Consider the following 18,403-nt stretch of genomic DNA (forward strand, 5'->3'; position numbering starts at 1 on the left):
CCTGACCCGACGAGTCCCATGACCGACGAGACCCGACATCACCGGTTCGCGACCCAGGCGATCCATGCGGGCGCCGCCCCCGATCCGGCGACGGGCGCGCGGGCGCAGCCGATCTACTTCACGAACGGCTTCGTGTTCGATTCGACCGAGCAGGCGGCCGACATCTTCGCCGTGCGCAAGACCGGCTTCTCCTATTCGCGCGGCTCGAACCCGACCGTGGCGGCCCTGGAGCGGCGCGTCGCGACGTTGGAGGGCGCCAAGGCCGCCATCGCCGTCGCCTCCGGCCAGTCGGCGGTGCTGCTCGTGCTGATGACGCTGATGCGCAGTGGCGATTCCTACGTCGTGTCGCCACGCCTGTTCGGCGGGTCGCTGGGGCTGATGCGGCGCCTCGACGGCCGCTACGACCTGAAGCCCCGCTTCGCCCGCGGCATGGAGCCGGCGGATTTCGAGGCGGCGATCACGCCGGGCTGCAAGGCCATCGTCTGCGAATCCATCGTGAACCCCTGCGGCTTCGTGATGGACATCGAGGGCATCGCGGCGGTGGCCAAGCGCCACGGCCTGCCGCTGATCGTGGACAACACCCTCGCCTCCCCGGCCCTGATCCGGCCCATCGAGCACGGCGCCGACATCGTCGTGCACTCGACCTCGAAGTTCCTGGCGGGCTCCGGCCAGGTGATCGGCGGCGTGATCTGCGACGGCGGCACCTTCGACTGGGTGAAGGCCGGCGGCTACGACCTGATCAACGACCCCTGGCCGGATTACGACGGGCTCGTCATCCCGCAGCGTTTCCCGGAGACGCCGTTCGCCGTCGCCTGCCGCCTGTTCGGCCTGCGCGACCTCGGCCCCGGCCTGTCGCCGATGAACGCCTTCCTGACGATCACCGGCATCGAGACCTTGCCGCTGCGCATGGAGCGCCATTGTTCCAACGCGAAGACCGTCGCCGCCTACCTCAAGGACCACCCGGCGGTGGAATGGGTGAGCTATCCCGGCCTGCCGGGCCAGACCGGCGAGGCGAACGCGGCGCGCTACACGCCGAAGGGACCCGGCGCGATCTTCACCTTCGCTCTCAAGGGTGGGGAGAAGGCGGCGCTGAAGTTCATCACCTCGCTGGAACTGGTCTCGCACCTCGTCAACATCGGCGAGATCAAGACGCTGGCGATTCACCCGGCGACCACGACCCACCGGCAATTGCCCGACAACGAGAAGGCCATCGCCTTCGTCGGGCCGGAGACGGTGCGGCTCTCGATCGGGCTGGAGAACGTCGAAGACCTGATCGCGGATATCGCGCAGGCGTTGGAGCAGGCGGGGGCGTAATCCACCGCCGTCATTGCGAGCGCAAGCGAAGCAATCCAGGGCAGCGGGACGCTTCCCATCGTAGCGGCTCCCTGGATTGCTTCACTCCGTTCGCAATGACGAGGGTGATACTGTCGTTACGCCCCGTCCTTCACCCGCGCAGCATGCCGCCGGCGCATGCGCTCGGCCATATCCTCAGGCGTGAGGCCGCCGGCCGGGTCGGCCTTCCACTGGTCGTAGGTCGCCGCCACGTCCTCGCGCAGCCATCGCTCGACGGCGGCGTCGCGCTCTTGCAAGGCGCGAAGGCCCGCTCGTACCACCTCGCTGGCACTTGCGAACGAGCCGGCCTTCACCTGCGCGTCAATGAACGCCGCTTGTTCCTGCGGCAGGCTGAACGTGCGCTTCTCGACGCTTCCCATCCGATCCCCGCTGCGATCGCCCGGTGTGAAGATATCACACCGGGCCGCGCGCGCTACTTCCGTCGCTCCAGGATCGACACGTAGTTGGCGACGGCTGCGCCGCCCATGTTGAACACGCCCGCGAGTTCGGCGCCGGGCACCTGCATCTCGCCGGCCTCGTTCATCAGTTGCAGGCAGGCCATGACGTGCATCGAGACGCCCGTCGCGCCGACCGGGTGGCCCTTGGCCTTGAGCCCGCCCGACGGGTTCACCGGCAAGCGGCCGCCCTTCTCGGTCATCCCCTCGCGGACGATCCGAAAGCCTTCGCCCGGTGCGGCGAGGCCCATCGCCTCGTATTCGAGCAATTCGGCGATGGTGAAGCAATCGTGGGTCTCCACGAAGGAGAGGTCCTCGTTGCCGATGCCGGCCTGCGTGCGGGCCTTGTCCCAGGCGCGGCGGGCGCCCTCGAAGGCGGTGGGGTCGCGGCGGGAGAGAGGCAGGATGTCGTTCACCTGCGTCCGCGCCCGGAAGCCGATGGCCCGCTCCAGCCGCGCGGCGGTCTCGGCATCGGCCACGACGAGGGCGGCGGCGCCGTCCGAGATCAGCGAGCAATCGGTGCGCCGCAGCGGCGCGGCGACGTAGGGGTTCTTGTCGGAGACCCTGTTGCAGAAGTCGAAGCCGAGATCCTTGCGCAGCTGCGCGTAGGGGTTGCCGACGCCGTTGCGGTGGTTCTTGGCGGCGATGCGGGCCAGTTCCTCGCTGCGGTCGCCGTAGCGCTGGAAGTAGCCCGCCGCGATCCGCCCGAACACGCCCGCGAAGCCGCCCTCGATCTCGGCCTCTTCCTTCCGGTAGGAGGCGCCGAGCAGGATATCCCCGGTCTCGGCGACGGATTTCGCGGTCATCTTCTCCGCGCCGACCACGAGGGCGATGCGGCCCCGGCCGCTGTCCACGAAGTCGAGAGCCGCGTAGAGCGCCGCCGAGCCGGTGGCGCAGGCGTTTTCCAGATGCGTCGAGGGGACGTGGGCGAGGTCCGGCTGGTTCAGGGCGACGAGGGAGCCTTCGAAGCCCTGCTTCGAGAAGCCGGTATTCATGACGCCGACATAGATGCCGTCGACCTCGGACGCCGCGACGCCGGCATGGGCCAGCGCCTCGCCGGAGACGCGGGCGATCAGGCTTTCGACGTCGGGGTCTTCGAGCTTGCCGAAGGGGGTGTGGGCCCAGCCCACGATGCAGGCGCGCGTCATCGTTTCTCTCCCGTTGCCCGGACGATGGCCCCGCCGATCCCTCGGATCAAGGGTGGTCGGGCGCGGCTCCGGCCAGGAAGTCGAAATCGCAGCCCTCCGGCGCCTGGGTGACACTCTTCCGGTAGAGGGCCTTGTAGCCCCGCTTCGGCGCGGGCGGCGGCTCGTGCGCGGCGAGGCGGCGGGCGATCTCGTCCGGCGCGACCAGCAGGTCGATGCGCTTGTTTTTCACCGAGAGGCGGATGCGGTCGCCATCGCGCACGGCGGCCAGCGGCCCGCCGATGGCCGCTTCGGGGGCGACGTGCAGCACGATGGTGCCGAAGGCCGTGCCCGACATGCGCGCGTCCGAGATGCGCACCATGTCCTTCACCCCGGCGCGGGCGAGCTTCTTCGGGATCGGCAGATAGCCGGCCTCCGGCATCCCGGCGGCGTGCGGGCCGGCATTCTGCAGGACGAGGATGTCGTCCGGTGTGACATCGAGGTCGGGGTCGTCGATCCGGGCCGAGAGGTCTTCGAGCCCGGTGAACACCACCGCCCGCCCCTCGGTCTCGAACAGGCCGGGCGTGGCGGCGGCGCGCTTGAAGATCGCCCCGTCCGGCGCGAGGCTGCCGCCGAGGGTGATCAGGCCGCCCTGCGGCGAGACCGGATCGGTGAAGGGCCGGATCACCGCGCGGTCGACCCAGGTCTCCGGCTCGTCCAGCCGCTCGGCCAGGGTGCGGCCCTCGACGTCCACGGTGTCGAGGTGCAGGAGCGGGCGCAGCTCGCGCAGCAGGGCACCCATGCCGCCGGCCGCGTGGAAATCCTCCATGTACCCGTCGCCCACCGGCTTCAAATCGACCAGCACGGGGGTCTCGTCGGAGATGGCGTTGAAGCGCTCGTAGGGGATGCGGATGCCGAGCCGCCCGGCGATGGCGGTCAGGTGCACGATGGCGTTGGTGGAGCCCGACACCGCCATCAGCACGCGGACCGCGTTCTCGACGGACTTTTGCGTGATGACCCGGCTCGGGCGGATTTTCGTCTCGATCAGGCGCACGGCGGCGCGGCCGGTCTCCTCGGCGGCGACGAGCCGGTCGGAATGGACGGCCGGGATCGCCGCCGTTCCCGGCAGCGACATGCCGAGCGCCTCGGCGATGCAGGCCATGGTGGAGGCGGTGCCCATCACCGCGCAGGTGCCCTGCGTGACCGAGAGCCGTCCCTCGACCTCGGCAATCTCCTCGTCATCGACGGTGCCGGCGCGGTACTTCGCCCAGAAGCCCCGGCAATCGGTGCAGGCGCCGAGCCGCTGGCCCCGGTGGCGACCGGTGGACATCGGCCCGGTGACCAGCTGGATCGCCGGCAGGTCGGCCGAGGCGGCGCCCATGAGCTGGGCCGGCACGGTCTTGTCGCAGCCGCCGATCAGCACTACCGCATCCATGGGCTGGGCGAGGATCATCTCCTCCGTGTCCATGGCCATGAGGTTGCGGTAGACCATGCTGGTCGGGTTGAGGAACACCTCGCCCAGCGAGACGGTCGGGAACGGGCGCGGCAGGGCGCCAGCCTCCAGCACCCCGCGCGAGACCGCCTCCACCAGTTCCGGCATCCCCCGGTGGCAATTGTTGAAGCCCGAGGGCGTCATGGCGATGCCCACCACCGGCTTGTTCAAGAGCCGGGGCGAGATTCCCATGGAGCGCGCGAAGGAGCGCCGCAGGTACCGGGCGAAATCCCGGTCGCCGTAATTCGTGAGCCCCCGGTCGAGGCCGTGCGGTTCGTCGGTCATCGTGGCTCCTCGGGCCTCACCGCAGGTGGAATGCGATCCACGCCGCGGCGAGCAGGATGACGGCTGTGAGGGCGAGGCGAAAGGCCGGTTTCATGGGGCAGGGCGTTCGTGTCTCACGACCACCGGGCCGTTCCTCGGCCGTGGCACCGTCCCTCCGTCCTCTGCGGGGGAGGGTGACCCCCGAAGGGGGTCGGGAGAGGGGAGCGACGGGGCAGGATATGGCACTGGGCGTGGTTTACCCTGAACCGGCGCTCCCCTCTCCCCCCCCCCTGCTTCGCAGGGTACCCTCCCCCGCAGAGGGGAGAGGGGCAGACCGTTGTCAGCGCATCACGAATGGGTTCTCGGGCGCGTCGCGGCTGGTGGAGATCCAGATGCTCTTGGTCTCCAGATACTCGCGGATCGACTCGATGCCGCTCTCGCGGCCGAGGCCGGAGCGCTTCATGCCGCCGAACGGCATCATGTAGCTCACCGCCCGGTAGGTGTTCACCCAGACGGTGCCCGCCTTCAGGCCCTTCGACATCCGCATCGCCTTGCCGATATCCTGCGTCCAGACGCCGGCCGCGAGGCCGTAGATCACGTCGTTGCCGAGCCGCAGCGCCTCGGCCTCGTCCTCGAAGCCGATGATCGACAGGACCGGGCCGAACACCTCCTCCTGCGCGATGCGCATGGAGTTCGTCACGTCGGCGAAGATCGTCGGCTCCACGAACTGGCCGCCCCTCACGCCTTCCCCCGTCGCCGGGTTGCCTCCGAAGACGCAGCGGGCGCCCTCCTTCTTGGCGACCGCGATATAGTCCAGCACCTTCTGGTACTGCGGCGGGGTGGTGATCGGACCGATATTGGTGCCCGAATCCATCGGATCGCCGAGCTTGGCGGATTTCGCCAGCTCGATCAGCCGGGCGGTGAAGTCCTCGCGGATGCTGTTCTGCACGAGGAGGCGGGAGCCGGCGATGCAGGTCTGGCCGGTGGCGGCGAAGATGCCGGAAATGGCGCCGGCGGCGGCCATCTTCAGGTCGGCGTCGGCGAAGACGATGTTCGGCGACTTGCCGCCGAGTTCGAGCGCCACGCGCTTCACCTGCTTGGCGGCCTCCGAATAGATCCGCGCCCCCGTCGCGTCCGAGCCGGTAAAGGTGATCTTGGCAACGTCCGGGTGCTCGACGATGGCCGCGCCGGTCTCGGCGCCGTAGCCGGTGACGACGTTGAGCATCCCGTCCGGCAGGCCTGCCTCCTTGAGGAGGGCGGCGAATTCCAGCGTGCTCGCCGAGGCGAACTCGGAGGGCTTGATCACCACCGCGCAGCCGGCCGCCAGCGCGGGCGCGCATTTCCAGGCCACGAACAGCAGGGGCGAGTTCCAGGCGGTCAGGGCGCCGACCACGCCCACCGGCTCGTGGGTGGTGAAGGCGAAGGTCTCCGGCTTGTCGATCGGTACCTGCGTGCCCTCGATCTTGTCGGCGAGGCCGGCGAAGTAGTGCCACCATTCGGGCTGGTAACGGGTCTGGCCGTACATCTCGGCGAAGAGCTTGCCGTTGTCGCGGGTCTCGATCTCGGCGAGGTGGCGGGCCTCCCGCTCCACGACGTCGCCGATCCGGCGCAGGACCTTGCCCCGCGCCGAGGCGGTCATCGTCGCCCACGGACCTTCGGTCATGGCGCGCTTGGCCGCCGCGACGGCCCGGTCGACATCGGCCCGCGACGCGCGCGGGATCCTGGCCCAGGGTTCGCCGCGATAGGGATCGACGGAGTCGAACCACTCGCCCTCGACCGGATCGACGAACGCCCCATCGATGTAGAGCTGATAGGTCTTCATCGGGCGTACTCCCTGAGCCGGCGGATGGGCCGGATATGGAACAGGCCGGGGCACGGCGCCAGCCTCAGCCGCGCCCGATCCAGTCGCGCACGCCCTCCACCGAGCGGAACGCGTCGAGGGCATGGACCCGCACCCCGGGCAGGGCGGCCTCGGCCATGGTGGCCAGCGCATGGCCGGGGCCGAGTTCGAGCACATGGGTCGCGCCGTACTCGCCGCAGGCCTCCATGCAGGCGGCCCAGTCGATCGTGTGGGAGATCTGACGCGCGAGCTTGTCGAGCCCGGCCTGCGGCTGGAACACCGCCGCCCCGTCGAGGCCGCTCAGCAGACGCGGCGCGGAAGGCGGCGGCCGGAGAAGCTCGGCCTCCGCCAGGATCTGCCGGAAACGCCCCGAGGCGGCGGCGAGGAGCGGCGTGTGCGAGGGCGTCGCGACGGCCAGCGGCACGGCCCGCTGGGCGCCCTGCGCCAGGGCGTCCGTGCAGAGGGCGTCGAGGGCGTCCCGCTTCCCGCCGACCACGCCGCTGTCGGCGGCGTTGCGGATGGCGAGGTGGCATCCGTGCCGCCGGGCGAGGTCGTCCAGGGCCTGAAGGGTGAGGCCGCGGATGCCCGCGAGGCCGAATCCCTCGCCGGAAGCCGCGTCCATCGCCTCGGCGCGGGCGGCGGCGAGGCGCAGCACCGTGGCGGCGTCGAAGCGACCGGCGACGCCCCAGGCGGCAAGGTCGCCGATGGAATAGCCCGCCACGATGGCCCGGCCGGGCTGGCCCGCCGCGATGATGCTCCATCCCGCGAGCGCCGCGACGCAGCACAGGATCTGCCCCGTGCGGTTGCTGTGCAGCCCCTCCCCCGCTTTGGCGAGGTCGCGCGGGTCGGTGCCGCCGAGGAGCGGGCGCGCCGCCTCGAACACGGGCTGCGCTTCCGCGCGTTCGGCCGTGAGGTCGAACATGGCCGGGTGCTGGCCGCCCTGGCCCGACAGGAGGATCGCGAGGGTCATGCGTGGTTCCGAGACCCGCTTCGTCATTGCGAGCGCAGTGAAGCAATCCAGGGTAGCGCCACGTTCGGAAATGTCCCGCAGCCCTGGATGGATTCGCTTTGCTCGCCATGACGGCGAGGGGATTTCATCCGACGGGGTGCATCGCCACCCGGTCGAGATATTTCACCAGCACGGTGCCGCCAGGCGGCGCCTCGTGCAACTCCCGCCACTGCACCCCGCCGCCATCCGGCCGGAGGATTTCGCCGTCGAGACGCATCGGCGCCGTGGCGTCGATCCGGGCGAGGCCGTCGAGGAGCGTGCGCGGGACAGGCCCGGGCCACAGCAGGTCGAGGTCGGATGTGGGTGAGAGGTAGGTCAGGCCCGTCACCGCCTGCCACAGCAGGGCGCCGAAGGGCCGGGGCGTCACGCCGTGCTCGGCGGCGAGTGCCAGCAGGGCGTCGATGGCGCCCCGCCATGCGGCCGGGGCGTGGGGCGCCGCCTCGGCGAGGCTCGGCGGCGTCACCGGTCGCAGGGCTTGCGCCGGCAGGGCGAGGCCGATCCGGCGCTTGCCGTCGGCGGGGGGCAGGGGCAGGCCGAGCGGCACGAAATCATCGCCCTCCCCCGGCACGCGGCGGCGGACGATGAGCGGGCGGCCCGCCTTCGCCCAGCCGGGCAGGTGCGGCACGCCGTCGAGGTCGCGCCGCCCGGCGAGCAGCGCGTCCCAGGCGGCGGGCGCGGCGGCGACGAGATCGTGGCGGGCGAATGCCTCAGCCGGCACGGAGCCGCCCGGCGACGAGGCCCGCGATCTCCTCCGCGACCGGGCGCCCTCCCCGCTCGCGGCCGAGGCGGTCGCGGATGTCGCCCTCCGGCCGGTCGGCGATCAGGGAGGCGATCTGCGGCCCAAGCGGCGCGGCGGGGTCGAGCACCGCGTGGACGGCGCCCGTGGCGAGCATGTTGTCCAGGCCCGGCGCGAAGACCGGCGTCGATTGCGCCATCTCCTGAAGCTTCTCCAGCGGCAGCTTGGTGACGCGGGCGACTGAGGGCAGGTCCATCACGCTCGGGTTGGCGCCGGGGAGCGCCGCGAGCACCCGCGTCGCCAGCGCCGTGGCGATGAAGGCGCCGGCCGCCGAATGCCCGTAGAGCAGGCCGATGGTCGGGTGCCCGTGCCGGTCGGCGAGCAGCAGCGCCTTAGCGAGATGGGCGAGGCATTCGTTGAGGCCGAGGAGTTCGTCGCGCCGGCTCATGCGCTGGCTGTCGGAATCGACCGCCACGAGGATCGGCGCCTTGTCCCCCGCCCGCACCGCGTCGAGGACGTGGCCGGCGAGCGTCAGCGCGCCCTCGACGCCGAGCGGCGTGTCGCCGTCGATGCCGATCACCCGCATCCGGCCGCCGTCGAAGGGGCCGTCCCCGGCAACGAGACCGTCCGCCACCGTGACCGCATGGCCCTCGGGAAAGAGCGAGGTCAGGATCTCAGCGAGCGTCATGGCGGGCCTCCTGCACGCGGGCGACGGTCTCCTCAAAGGCGCGCGTGTCCATGGCGGGGACCGCCTCGGGATCGTTGACCCCGAGCCGCGCCCAGATCTCCGTCGCGTCCCGGCAATCGCCGAAGCGCTCGATGCGGGCACGCAGGCGCGCCTGCTCGGCCTCCAGCGTCGCGAGGTCGAAGGCCGGCGCCCGGCCGATCAGGTCGAGGGCGGCGGCGCGGAAGGCCGCGACGGTGTCGTCGCAGAAGGCGTCGGCCCCGCCGATCAGGCGACGGTGCTTGCCGCCCATGGTGCGCCAGACCAGCGCCCGGTCGCGGGAATCGAATTCCTCGGCGCCCTTGTTGGTCTCGATGACCTCCGGCCCCGAGACCGAGATGCGCCCGCCCTCCGAGACGGCGAGCCGCGAGCAGGTGCCGGCGATGAGCCCGCCGCCGCCGTAGCAGCCGGCCCGGCCGCCGATCAGCCCGATCACCGGCACGCCCGCCGCGCGGGCCTCGGTGATGGCGCGCATCGTCTCGGCGATGGCGGTCTCGCCGGCATTGGCCTCCTGCAAGCGGACGCCGCCGGTGTCGAACAGGAGCAGCACGGCCTCGGGCTTTTCCGCGACGGCGGCGCGGAGCATCCCAACGAGCTTGCCGCCATGCACTTCGCCGAAGGCCCCGCCCATGAAGCGGCCCTCCTGCGCGGCGACGAACACCGTCCGCCCGTGGAGGGCACCGGAGCCGACGACGATGCCGTCATCGAAGGCGCGGGGCAGGTCGAACAGGGGCAGGTGCGGGCTCATCCGCCGCTCGGCCGGGCCGATGGCTTCGCGGAAGCTGCCGGCATCGAGGAGCGCGTCGAGGCGCTGGCGGGCGCTGGCCTCGTACCAGCTCAGGCGGTCGCGGTCGGGTCCGGCCATCTCTAAGCCTCCAGCAGCCGGGCGCCCTGCAGCAGGCGCAGGGAGACGGTGTCCGGCCGGGCGCCGCCGTCGTTGATCGAGATGCGCACGCCGCCGGGCTGGGCGCGGGCGACGAAATCCGCCACCACCGCCTCCCAGACCTGGCCGTAGCCGGCGATCGGCGTCTCGATGGCGATCTCGCACGCATCCGGCGGCAGCACACGCTCCAGCAGGATTTCGAGGTTGCCGGAGGCCACGACCCCGGTGATCGCCTGGGCCTTGGTGCCGGGCAGCGGCTTCTGCGTGGTGTGGCGGAAGGTCAGGGATTCCATGACACTCACCAGTTCCTGAACTTGGCCGGCGGCTCGTAGAGCCCCCCGGACCAATGCACGAGATCCTTGATCGAGCGCGCGGCGAGCAGCGAGCGGTCGGCGTCCAGGGGCTCGATGCCGAGGTCTTCCGGCCGGCGGATGATGCCGCGCGCGCGCAGCTCCTCGACCTTCGCCCGGTCGCGGCCCCGTCCGATCTCGGTGTAGCCCGCGACCCCCCGGATCGCCTGCTCCCGGTCGTCGGCATCGCGGCAGAGAAGGAGGTTGGCGATGCCCTCCTCGGTGACGATGTGGGTCACGTCGTCGGCGTAGATCATGACCGGCGCCAGTTCGAGGCCGATCTTCTTCGCGAGTTCCATCGCGTCGAGCCGTTCCACGAAGGTCGGCACGAGCTTGTCCCCGAAGGTCTCGACCAACTGCACCACGAGCTTGCGCCCGCGCATCAGCGCCGGATCGCCGACCACCTGCGCCTCCCGGCCCGCCTTCATCCAGGCGTCGGAGGGGTGGCGGCGGCCGTGCGGGTCCGAGCCCATGTTCGGGGCGCCGCCAAAGCCCGCGACGCGGGACTGCGTGACGGTGGAGGAATGGCCCATCAGGTCGATCTGAAGGGTCGCGCCGATGAACATGTCGCAGGCGTAGAGCCCGGCTGTCTGGCACAGCGCCCGGTTCGAGCGCAGCGACCCGTCGGCGCCTGTGAAGAACACGTCCGACCGCTCCCGGATGTAGCGGTCCATGCCGACCTCGGAGCCGAAGCAATGGACCTGCTTCACCCAGCCGGATTCGATGGCCGGGATCAGGGTCGGGTGGGGGTTCAGGGCGAAATGCGTCGCGATCTCGCCCTTGAGCCCCAGCTTCTCGCCGTAGGTCGGCAGCAGCAATTCGATGGCCGCCGTCCCGAAGCCGATGCCGTGGTTGAGCCGGCGCACGCCGTACTCGGCATAGATCCCCTTGATCGCCATCATGGCGATGAGGATCTGCGTCTCGGTCATCGCCGCCGGATCGCGGGTGAACAGCGGCTCCACGAAGAAGGGCGTATCCGCCTCGACCACGAAATCCACCCGGTCGCCGGGGATGTCGACGCGGGGCACCTTGTCCACGATCTCGTTGACCTGCGCGACGACGACGCCGTTCTTGAAGTGCGTCGCCTCCACGATGGTCGGCGTGTCCTCGGTGTTCGGCCCCGTATAGAGGTTGCCCTCCCGGTCGGCCGAGACGCCCGCGATCAGCGCCACATGCGGCGTGAGGTCGATGAAGTAGCGGGCGAAGAGTTCGAGGTAGGTGTGCACCGCCCCGAGCTTGATCTGGCCGCCATAGAGCATCTTGGCGACGCGGGCGCCCTGCGGACCCGAATAGGAATAGTCCAGCCGCTCGGCGATGCCGGTCTCGAACACGTCGAGATGCTCCGGCAGCACGATGCCCGACTGCACCATGTGCAGCCCGTTCACCTTGGCCGGATCGCATTGGCTGAGCGCACGGGCGAGGCAATCCGCCTGCTTCTGGTTGTCGCCTTCGAGGCAGACGCGGTCACCCGGCTTCAGCACCGCCTCGAGCAACGCCACCGCCGCATCCGCCGGTACGACCTTCCCCCGCGCGTGCGCCCGCCCCGCCTCGATGCGCGCGTCGCGGGCCTGCCTTTCCCCGCGCCAGTCGGCCATCGCTCGTCTCCCTTGTATGCGAGAATGAGGTTAGTGCGGCCTCGTGAATTTTCAAACCACTAATTCTCACTTTTTCGTATATCACATTGCCAAATCGGCATCATGTTGCATACGTTAGGGGTAGCGAAGACAGGGTAAGGAAACGTCCCATGCCGCATTCGGCGGAATTCGCCCGCGCGCCGTCCCATGAGGGGAGGGCCGCGCGATGATCGTGCTCGGTGTCGCCCTCCTCGCCACCTGCACGCTGATCGGCGTGTATCTCGGCGACCTCCTCGGAATCGCGCTGGGCGTGAAGGCGAATGTCGGCGGTGTCGGCATCGCCATGATCCTGCTCATCGCCGCCCGCGTCTGGCTCGACCGGCGGGGCAAGCTGTCGAAGGGCGTGAAGTTCGGCGTCGAGTTCTGGGCCGGGATGTACATCCCCATCGTCGTCGCCATGGCGGCGCAGCAGAACGTGGTCGCCGCGCTGACGGGCGGCCCCATCGTCATCATCGCGGCGGTGGGCTCGCTGGTCCTGTGCTTCGGCGCGGTGGCGCTGCTGAGCCGCCTCGGCGGACGGGGCCATGCGGACGCGCAGGCCGCCCATGCCGGCGCGGTCATCGAGGGTGACGCGGGCGAGATCGCGGCGCGGCGGCGGGAGGTCTGAGCGATGAACAGCACCGGCATCTGGCACGGCATCGAGCACGTCTTCATCGAGCAGAGCCTCGTCGCGGCCTTCGCCGTGGTCGGCGGGCTGATCCTGGTCTCCAACTACGCGGCGAAACGCCTGACCAACGGCCGGGTTCACGGCTCGGCCATCGCCATCGTGCTCGGGCTGGTGCTCGCCTATTTCGGCGGGCTCTACACGGGCGGAAAGAAGGGCGTCGCCGACATCCCGGCGCTGGCCGGCATCGGCCTGATGGGCGGGGCGATGCTGCGCGACTTCGCCATCGTCGCCACCGCCTTCGAAGTGGACGTGATCGAGGCGCGCCGCGCCGGGCTGCTGGGCGTGCTGGCGCTGGCGCTCGGCACGATCCTGCCCTTCATCGTCGGCACGCTGACGGCGGTGGCCTTCGGCTACCACGACGCGGTGTCGATCACGACCATCGGCGCGGGGGCGATCACCTACATCGTCGGCCCGGTGACGGGGGCGGCCATCGGCGCCGATTCGACGGTGATGGCGCTCTCCATCGCCACGGGCGTGACCAAGGCGGTGATGGTGATGGTCGGCACGCCGCTGGTCGCCAAGCTGATCGGGCTCGACAATCCCCGCTCCGCGATGGCCTATGGCGGCCTGATGGGGACGGTGAGCGGCGTCGCCGGGGGCCTCGCGGCCACGGATCCGAAACTCGTTCCCTACGGCGCGCTGACGGCGACGTTCCACACGGGCATCGGGTGCCTTGTGGGGCCGTCGATCTTCTTCCTCACGGTGCGCGCCCTCGTCGGCTGAGGGGCTGGGCATGGATGCGGGCGATGGAATGGGAGGTGCCGAGCGGGGGCTTCTGTCGGAGCGCATCCGCAACGCGCTGACGGACGCCATCGCGGCGGGGGATTTCGCCGCCGGCACCACCCTCGACGAGCAGCTTCTCGCCGACCGCTACGGCGCCTCGCGCACCCCCGTGCGGGAAGCCTTGCGCCAGCTCGCGGCCTCGGGCCTCGTGGAGATCCGCCCCCGCCGGGGGGTGGTGGTGGCGCAACTGACCCCGCAGCGGATCGGCGACATGTTCGAGACCTCCGCCGAGGTCGAGGCCCTGTGCGCCCGGCTCGCCACCTACCGGATGACGCCCCTCGAACGCGGGGCGCTCATCGACCTGCACGACCGTTCGGCGGAGTCCGTGGCGACGGGGGATGTCGATACCTACGACCGGCTGAACCGCGCCTTCCACGAGGCGCTCTATGCCGGCACCCATAACGGCTTCCTCGCGGAGCAGGCACTGGCCCTGCGCGAACGCCTCGCCGCCTTCCGGCGCACGCAATTGCGCCAGGGCGACCGCATCCACCGCTCGCGGGAGGAGCACGGCGAGATCCTGGCCGCCATGTCGGAGGGGGACGGCGAGATCGCCGCCCGCCGGATGCGCGCGCACATGCTCCGCGCCGCCGCCGCGCTGGGCCGCTACATCGCCGGGCCGGGAGCCGAGTGAGGGCAGCGGGTCCCCCTCTCCCCGCCTGCGGGGAGAGGCCCACGGACACCTCGTCGTGTCCGTGGGAAGCGAAGGCGAAGCCGAAGCGGCGGTGAGGGGGCTCACCGGAGGAGACTCGCCCGGGCGCCCCCTCACCCTCGGCTGCCGCCTCGCCGCGCCGACGACAGGGTCGTCGCGGCCCTCTCCCCGCAGGCGGGGAGAGGGGAGCCGCAATGCTCCCGCATCGCCAAGACCACGGGACCTACGCATACGCCCCAGGCGGAGTGAGGCGGGCAGCTTGTTCCCCTCTCCCCGCCTGCGGGGAGAGGCCCACGGACACCTTGTCGTGTCCGTGGGAAGCAAAGGCGAAGCCGGAGCGGCGGTGAGGGGGCTCACCGGAGGAGACTCAACCGGCAGCCCCCCTCACCCCCGGCTGCCGCCTCGCCGCGCCGACGACAGGGTCGTCGCGGCCCTCTCCCCGCAGGCGGGGAGAGGGGATTGCAGATAGTCTCGGCCAGATTCCAAGGTGCCTGCCAAGGCTGACACCTCAGGGTGAGGGTGGGAGAGAGACGCGTCGAACCCCCTCGATGGAGGTCTCCGCTAAGTCTCCCCCTCGCCTCGCCCGAACGGCGCGCTGCCGAGGGGGGCGTTGAGGGCGTCCGCGAGGCGGGCGAGCCGGCCGGTGGCGGCGGTGATGCCTTCGGCCGCTCGCGTGGCCGCCTCGTCCCGGTCCCGCTCCGCCGCCTCGACCACGGTGCGCGACTGCGCCACCTCGGTCTCCAGGGCCGCGAAGCGCTTGCGCAGGTCGGACAATTCGTCCGAGATCGTCAGGGCGGCCATCACGTGAAGCCGCATGTCGCCGATCTCGCCGAAGCTCTCCCGCATCTTCGCGACGCGCTCGCTGAAATCCTGGGTCAGGCCGGTGAGGTGCGCTTCCTCGTCCTTGCCGCAGGACATGCGGTAGGTCTTGTTGTCGATGGTGACGGTGATGATCGGCATCCGGTCAGTGCCTTTCCAGCACGCCGGCCACGGCGGCGATGGCCCTGTCGAGCCGGCTCCCGACCTCCCCCGAGGTCGCCTCCACCTGCGCCAGCCGGGCGCTCGCCGCGTCGAGGGCGGCGGCGAGCCGGCTCCGGTCCTCGCCGAGCAGCGACAGTTCGGTGTCGCGGTCGTCGGGGGCGGCCTCGGCCTCGAGCCGGCGGGTCACGGTCGCTTCGAGGCGCGCGAGCACGGCGTCGAGCCGGTGCAGGGCTTCGGTCACGGGATCTGAATCGGGTACGTCGGACGGCATCGTCATCTTGCGTGAGGGCATGGTGCGGGTGGGTCCAAGTGTCGACCGGATGGTTCACGATTTCCAGGGAAAAAGCCTCTCCGAGGAATCTCTGCAGTCTTCGCCCGGCGCAATTCACCGAAGTTCGTGACAACCAGTGGTTTGTCACTTCCCGTCGTTTGACAGGTCGGGGCGCCATGCTAGACAGCCGCGCGTTCCCGAAGTGGACCACCGAGCCGCCGCCGGGCGGGCCCGCGACCGCATTTCCTTCGCCGCACAAGAGAGCGTTGCGGTGGTGCCGGAGTGGCGGTGCACCGGTTCATCCCCGGTTCAAGCCCACGCGCGCAGGGCTGCCCGGCATCAGGAAGGATCATTGCCGTGACGAAGGTTGCCATCAACGGGTTCGGGCGCATCGGGCGCAACGTGCTGCGCGCCATCGCCGAATCCGGCCGCAAGGACATTGAGGTCGTGGCGATCAACGATCTCGGCCCGGTCGAGACCAACGCGCACCTGCTCCGCTTCGATTCCGTGCACGGCCGCTATCCCGGCCAGGTTGCCGTCGACGGCGAATTCCTCGTGGTGGATGGCCGCCGCATCAAGGTGACCGCCGTCCGCAACCCGGCCGAGCTGCCCCACCGCGACCTCGGCGTCGACATCGCCCTCGAATGCACCGGCATCTTCACCTCGAAGGACAAGGCCAAGGCGCACCTCGACGCCGGCGCCAAGCGCGTCCTCGTCTCGGCCCCCGCCGACGGTGCCGACCTCACGGTCGTCTACGGCGTGAACCACGACAAGCTCTCCGCCGAGCACCTCGTGGTCTCGAACGCCTCCTGCACCACCAACTGCCTCGCGCCGGTCGCGAAGGTGCTGCACGAAGCCATCGGCATCGAGCGCGGCTTCATGACGACGATCCATTCCTACACCAACGACCAGCCGTCGCTGGACCAGATGCACAAGGACCTCTACCGGGCCCGCGCCGCGTCCCTGTCGATGATCCCGACCACCACCGGCGCCGCCAAGGCCGTGGGCCTCGTGCTGCCGGAGCTGAAGGGCCTCCTCGACGGCACCTCGATCCGCGTGCCGACCCCGAACGTCTCGGCGGTCGACCTCGTGTTCACGGCCAAGCGCGCGACGACGGTCCAAGAGGTCAACGACGCGATCAAGGCGGCCGCCGCCGGCCCGCTCAAGGGCGTCCTCGGCGTCACCGATCAGCCGAACGTCTCGATCGACTTCAACCACGATCCCCATTCGTCGACCTTCCACCTCGACCAGACCAAGGTGATGGACGGCGTGCTCGTCCGCATCCTGACCTGGTATGACAACGAGTGGGGCTTCTCGAACCGCATGGCCGACACCGCCGTCGCCATGGCCAAGCTGATCTGATCGACCGCGACCGGCCCCGCCGCCCCCTCGGGCGGCGGGGCGACGTATGTGGACACGGCGTTCCTTCGTAAGGGTGGTTCTCGGGATGGCAGACGCGTCGCAGGGCTCTTCGAGCGGGCAGGGTTTCATTCCCCAGGTTCCCGCTTCGGCACCTCCGCCTCCTCCCTCCTCGCCTCCCCCTCCCCCCGCCGTCGCATCTCCCGCCGCCGCCTCGGCCGCGGCACCCGTGACGTCCATCTCCGCCAACCAGCTCTTCGACCAGCTCGCGCGGATCGAGGACAAGGCCTCGCGCATCGAGGACAAGTACGCCCGCTCCGAGGCGCTCCTGTCCCGCGTCGAAGACAAGGTCGAGGGCGCCACCGGCCGGATGAACGAGGCCGCCCGCCAATCCGACCTCGCGGCCCTGCGCAACGAGGTGCGCGGCCTCGCCGAGCGTACCCGGCGACTGCCGGGGACCGGGGCCCTCGTTCTCACCGCCATCATCACCGCCGTGTTGACCGTCGCGCTGATGGTCGCCCTGCAGCGGCTGAACCTCGAACAATTGCTGCCGCCGCGCGCCGGCTGATCCCCGTTCCCTGACTTTCCGACTTCAAAGGACCCGATGAGCGCCTTCCGCACCCTCGACGATGCCGGTTCGCTTCAGGGGAAGCGCGTGCTCCTGCGCGTCGACCTGAACGTGCCCATGGAGAACGGCCGCGTCACCGACGCGACGCGGATCGAGCGGGTCGTCCCGACGATCCGCGAGATCGCCGCCAAGGGCGCGAAGGTGGTGCTGCTCGCGCATTTCGGCCGTCCGAAGGGCAAGCGCGAGGCCAAGGATTCCCTTGAGCCGGTGGTGCCGGCCCTCTCGAAGGCGCTCGGCCAGCCGGTCGCCTTCGCCTCCGACTGCATCGGCGATCCGGCGGCCCAGGCCGTCGCCGCGATGAAGGACGGCGACGTGCTCCTGCTGGAGAACACCCGCTACCATGCGGGCGAGGAGAAGAACGAGGCGGACTTCGCCGACGCGCTGGCCGCCAACGGCGACATCTACGTCAACGAGGCGTTCTCGGCCGCCCACCGCGCCCATGCCTCGACGGAGGGCCTCGCCCACCGCCTGCCGGCCTATGCCGGCCGCGAGATGCAGGCCGAACTCGACGCCCTCACCAAGGGCCTGGAATCGCCCCAGCGCCCGGTCATCGCCCTCGTCGGCGGCGCCAAGGTGTCGTCCAAGATCGACCTCCTCGAGAACCTTGTCGCCAAGGTCGACATGCTGGTGATCGGCGGCGGCATGGCCAACACCTTCCTGCACGCGCAGGGCAAGGGCGTGGGCAAGTCCCTCTGCGAGAAGGACCTCGCCGAGACCGCGACCCGCATCCTCGCCGCCGCCGAGAAGGCCGGCTGCCGCATCATCCTGCCGGTCGATGCCGTCTCGGCCTCCGAATTCAAGGCGAACGCGAGCCACGAGACCGTCCCGGTCGATGCCGTGCCGGAGACCGGCATGATCCTCGATGCCGGCCCCCGATCGGTCGCCGAGATCAACGCCGCCATCGACGGCGCCAAGACCCTGGTCTGGAACGGCCCCCTCGGCGCCTTCGAGCTGACGCCCTTCGACGCGGCCACCGTCGCGGCGGCGCAGCACGCGGCCGAGCGGACCAAGGCGGGCCAGTTGGTTTCGGTGGCGGGCGGCGGCGACACCGTGGCCGCACTCAACCACGCTGGCGTCGGCCAGACCTTCACCTACGTCTCGACGGCGGGCGGCGCCTTCCTCGAATGGTTGGAGGGCAAGGCCCTTCCGGGCGTCGAGGCGCTGCGCGCCAAGGGCTGAGACGCCGGTTCTCCCTGCCCGACCTCATCCTGAGGTGCCCGCG

General features: G+C 70.6%; 19 protein-coding genes. 7 read left to right on the top strand and 12 right to left on the bottom strand.

Annotation, left to right across the window (positions count from 1 at the left end; translation table 11 throughout):
- Positions 1-18 precede the first annotated feature (18 nt).
- Entirely contained in the window at positions 19-1,314 is a 1,296-nt protein-coding gene (locus ACS5Q7_RS09070; RefSeq protein ID WP_478339006.1) for an O-acetylhomoserine aminocarboxypropyltransferase/cysteine synthase family protein, read from the top strand.
- A gap of 116 nt (positions 1,315-1,430) precedes the next feature.
- Here ACS5Q7_RS09070 and ACS5Q7_RS09075 read toward each other — a convergent pair whose 3' ends face one another.
- The 10 genes from ACS5Q7_RS09075 to mdcA form a co-directional block, all read right to left on the bottom strand.
- On the bottom strand, positions 1,431-1,712 hold the full coding sequence (locus tag ACS5Q7_RS09075; RefSeq protein ID WP_478339007.1) for a type II toxin-antitoxin system ParD family antitoxin: 282 nt from the start codon (positions 1,710-1,712) through the stop codon (positions 1,431-1,433).
- A 53-nt stretch (positions 1,713-1,765) separates the two neighbouring features.
- Entirely contained in the window at positions 1,766-2,935 is a 1,170-nt protein-coding gene (locus ACS5Q7_RS09080) for an acetyl-CoA acetyltransferase (protein WP_478339008.1), read from the bottom strand.
- A 46-nt stretch (positions 2,936-2,981) separates the two neighbouring features.
- Positions 2,982-4,688 (bottom strand): IlvD/Edd family dehydratase, encoded by a 1,707-nt coding sequence (locus ACS5Q7_RS09085; RefSeq protein WP_478339009.1) that lies wholly within the window; start codon positions 4,686-4,688, stop codon positions 2,982-2,984.
- A 319-nt stretch (positions 4,689-5,007) separates the two neighbouring features.
- On the bottom strand, positions 5,008-6,489 hold the full coding sequence (locus ACS5Q7_RS09090) for an aldehyde dehydrogenase (RefSeq protein ID WP_478339010.1): 1,482 nt from the start codon (positions 6,487-6,489) through the stop codon (positions 5,008-5,010).
- A 64-nt stretch (positions 6,490-6,553) separates the two neighbouring features.
- Positions 6,554-7,477 (bottom strand): ACP S-malonyltransferase, encoded by a 924-nt coding sequence (locus ACS5Q7_RS09095; protein ID WP_478339011.1) that lies wholly within the window; start codon positions 7,475-7,477, stop codon positions 6,554-6,556.
- A gap of 124 nt (positions 7,478-7,601) precedes the next feature.
- Positions 7,602-8,234 (bottom strand): malonate decarboxylase holo-[acyl-carrier-protein] synthase, encoded by a 633-nt coding sequence (mdcG, locus tag ACS5Q7_RS09100; RefSeq protein ID WP_478339012.1) that lies wholly within the window; start codon positions 8,232-8,234, stop codon positions 7,602-7,604.
- Positions 8,224-8,940 (bottom strand): biotin-independent malonate decarboxylase subunit gamma, encoded by a 717-nt coding sequence (gene mdcE / locus ACS5Q7_RS09105; RefSeq protein WP_478339013.1) that lies wholly within the window; start codon positions 8,938-8,940, stop codon positions 8,224-8,226. The genes mdcG and mdcE overlap by 11 nt, the downstream gene beginning before the upstream one ends.
- Positions 8,927-9,841, bottom strand: coding sequence for a biotin-independent malonate decarboxylase subunit beta (locus tag ACS5Q7_RS09110; protein ID WP_478339014.1), 915 nt, complete (start codon positions 9,839-9,841; stop codon positions 8,927-8,929). Before ACS5Q7_RS09110 ends, mdcE begins: the two co-directional genes overlap by 14 nt.
- Positions 9,842-9,843: 2 nt before the next feature.
- On the bottom strand, positions 9,844-10,152 hold the full coding sequence (gene mdcC / locus ACS5Q7_RS09115) for a malonate decarboxylase acyl carrier protein (protein WP_478339015.1): 309 nt from the start codon (positions 10,150-10,152) through the stop codon (positions 9,844-9,846).
- Between the two features lie 5 nt (positions 10,153-10,157).
- Entirely contained in the window at positions 10,158-11,804 is a 1,647-nt protein-coding gene (gene mdcA / locus ACS5Q7_RS09120) for a malonate decarboxylase subunit alpha (RefSeq protein ID WP_478339016.1), read from the bottom strand.
- 205 nt (positions 11,805-12,009) lie between these two features.
- Between mdcA and madL the strand changes: the two genes are divergently transcribed.
- From madL to ACS5Q7_RS09135, 3 genes are read left to right on the top strand one after another with little or no spacing between them, the layout of a single operon-like run.
- Entirely contained in the window at positions 12,010-12,450 is a 441-nt protein-coding gene (madL, locus tag ACS5Q7_RS09125) for a malonate transporter subunit MadL (protein ID WP_478339017.1), read from the top strand.
- 18 nt (positions 12,451-12,468) lie between these two features.
- Positions 12,469-13,233 (top strand): malonate transporter subunit MadM, encoded by a 765-nt coding sequence (gene madM, locus ACS5Q7_RS09130; protein ID WP_243954643.1) that lies wholly within the window; start codon positions 12,469-12,471, stop codon positions 13,231-13,233.
- Between the two features lie 10 nt (positions 13,234-13,243).
- Positions 13,244-13,924 (top strand): GntR family transcriptional regulator, encoded by a 681-nt coding sequence (locus ACS5Q7_RS09135; RefSeq protein ID WP_478339018.1) that lies wholly within the window; start codon positions 13,244-13,246, stop codon positions 13,922-13,924.
- Positions 13,925-14,503: 579 nt separating this feature from the next.
- On the opposite strand, the gene ACS5Q7_RS09140 is transcribed toward ACS5Q7_RS09135, so the two are convergent.
- Positions 14,504-14,902, bottom strand: a complete 399-nt coding sequence (locus tag ACS5Q7_RS09140) for a cell division protein ZapA (RefSeq protein WP_478339019.1) — start codon at positions 14,900-14,902, stop codon at positions 14,504-14,506.
- 4 nt (positions 14,903-14,906) lie between these two features.
- Complete coding sequence (locus ACS5Q7_RS09145) at positions 14,907-15,194, bottom strand: DUF4164 family protein (protein WP_478339387.1); 288 nt, start codon at positions 15,192-15,194, stop codon at positions 14,907-14,909.
- 357 nt (positions 15,195-15,551) lie between these two features.
- Between ACS5Q7_RS09145 and gap the strand changes: the two genes are divergently transcribed.
- The 3 genes from gap (at position 15,552) to ACS5Q7_RS09160 (ending at position 18,360) form a co-directional block, all read left to right on the top strand.
- The gene (gap, locus tag ACS5Q7_RS09150) at positions 15,552-16,556 is read left to right on the top strand and encodes a type I glyceraldehyde-3-phosphate dehydrogenase (protein WP_426220917.1); all 1,005 of its coding nucleotides are present in this window, start codon (positions 15,552-15,554) and stop codon (positions 16,554-16,556) included.
- 85 nt (positions 16,557-16,641) lie between these two features.
- The gene (locus ACS5Q7_RS09155) at positions 16,642-17,121 is read left to right on the top strand and encodes a hypothetical protein (protein ID WP_478339020.1); all 480 of its coding nucleotides are present in this window, start codon (positions 16,642-16,644) and stop codon (positions 17,119-17,121) included.
- A gap of 36 nt (positions 17,122-17,157) precedes the next feature.
- Complete coding sequence (locus ACS5Q7_RS09160; RefSeq protein WP_478339021.1) at positions 17,158-18,360, top strand: phosphoglycerate kinase; 1,203 nt, start codon at positions 17,158-17,160, stop codon at positions 18,358-18,360.
- The last annotated feature ends 43 nt before the right edge of the window (positions 18,361-18,403 follow it).

This window comes from Methylobacterium sp. Gmos3, assembly GCF_056430985.1.

What these genes read in the sequence shown, in the direction of transcription:
- ACS5Q7_RS09085 (WP_478339009.1), bottom strand. Translation starts at nt 4,688, where the DNA reads ATGACCGACGAACCGCACGGCCTCGACCGGGGGCTCACGAATTACGGC.
- ACS5Q7_RS09090 (WP_478339010.1), bottom strand. Translation starts at nt 6,489, where the DNA reads ATGAAGACCTATCAGCTCTACATCGATGGGGCGTTCGTCGATCCGGTC.
- ACS5Q7_RS09160 (WP_478339021.1), top strand. Translation starts at nt 17,158, where the DNA reads ATGAGCGCCTTCCGCACCCTCGACGATGCCGGTTCGCTTCAGGGGAAG.
- ACS5Q7_RS09070 (WP_478339006.1), top strand. Translation starts at nt 19, where the DNA reads ATGACCGACGAGACCCGACATCACCGGTTCGCGACCCAGGCGATCCAT.
- ACS5Q7_RS09155 (WP_478339020.1), top strand. Translation starts at nt 16,642, where the DNA reads ATGGCAGACGCGTCGCAGGGCTCTTCGAGCGGGCAGGGTTTCATTCCC.
- madL (WP_478339017.1), top strand. Translation starts at nt 12,010, where the DNA reads ATGATCGTGCTCGGTGTCGCCCTCCTCGCCACCTGCACGCTGATCGGC.
- ACS5Q7_RS09095 (WP_478339011.1), bottom strand. Translation starts at nt 7,477, where the DNA reads ATGACCCTCGCGATCCTCCTGTCGGGCCAGGGCGGCCAGCACCCGGCC.
- ACS5Q7_RS09110 (WP_478339014.1), bottom strand. Translation starts at nt 9,841, where the DNA reads ATGGCCGGACCCGACCGCGACCGCCTGAGCTGGTACGAGGCCAGCGCC.
- mdcE (WP_478339013.1), bottom strand. Translation starts at nt 8,940, where the DNA reads ATGACGCTCGCTGAGATCCTGACCTCGCTCTTTCCCGAGGGCCATGCG.
- mdcA (WP_478339016.1), bottom strand. Translation starts at nt 11,804, where the DNA reads ATGGCCGACTGGCGCGGGGAAAGGCAGGCCCGCGACGCGCGCATCGAG.
- mdcC (WP_478339015.1), bottom strand. Translation starts at nt 10,152, where the DNA reads ATGGAATCCCTGACCTTCCGCCACACCACGCAGAAGCCGCTGCCCGGC.
- ACS5Q7_RS09140 (WP_478339019.1), bottom strand. Translation starts at nt 14,902, where the DNA reads ATGCCGATCATCACCGTCACCATCGACAACAAGACCTACCGCATGTCC.
- ACS5Q7_RS09135 (WP_478339018.1), top strand. Translation starts at nt 13,244, where the DNA reads ATGGATGCGGGCGATGGAATGGGAGGTGCCGAGCGGGGGCTTCTGTCG.
- ACS5Q7_RS09145 (WP_478339387.1), bottom strand. Translation starts at nt 15,194, where the DNA reads ATGCCGTCCGACGTACCCGATTCAGATCCCGTGACCGAAGCCCTGCAC.
- ACS5Q7_RS09075 (WP_478339007.1), bottom strand. Translation starts at nt 1,712, where the DNA reads ATGGGAAGCGTCGAGAAGCGCACGTTCAGCCTGCCGCAGGAACAAGCG.
- ACS5Q7_RS09080 (WP_478339008.1), bottom strand. Translation starts at nt 2,935, where the DNA reads ATGACGCGCGCCTGCATCGTGGGCTGGGCCCACACCCCCTTCGGCAAG.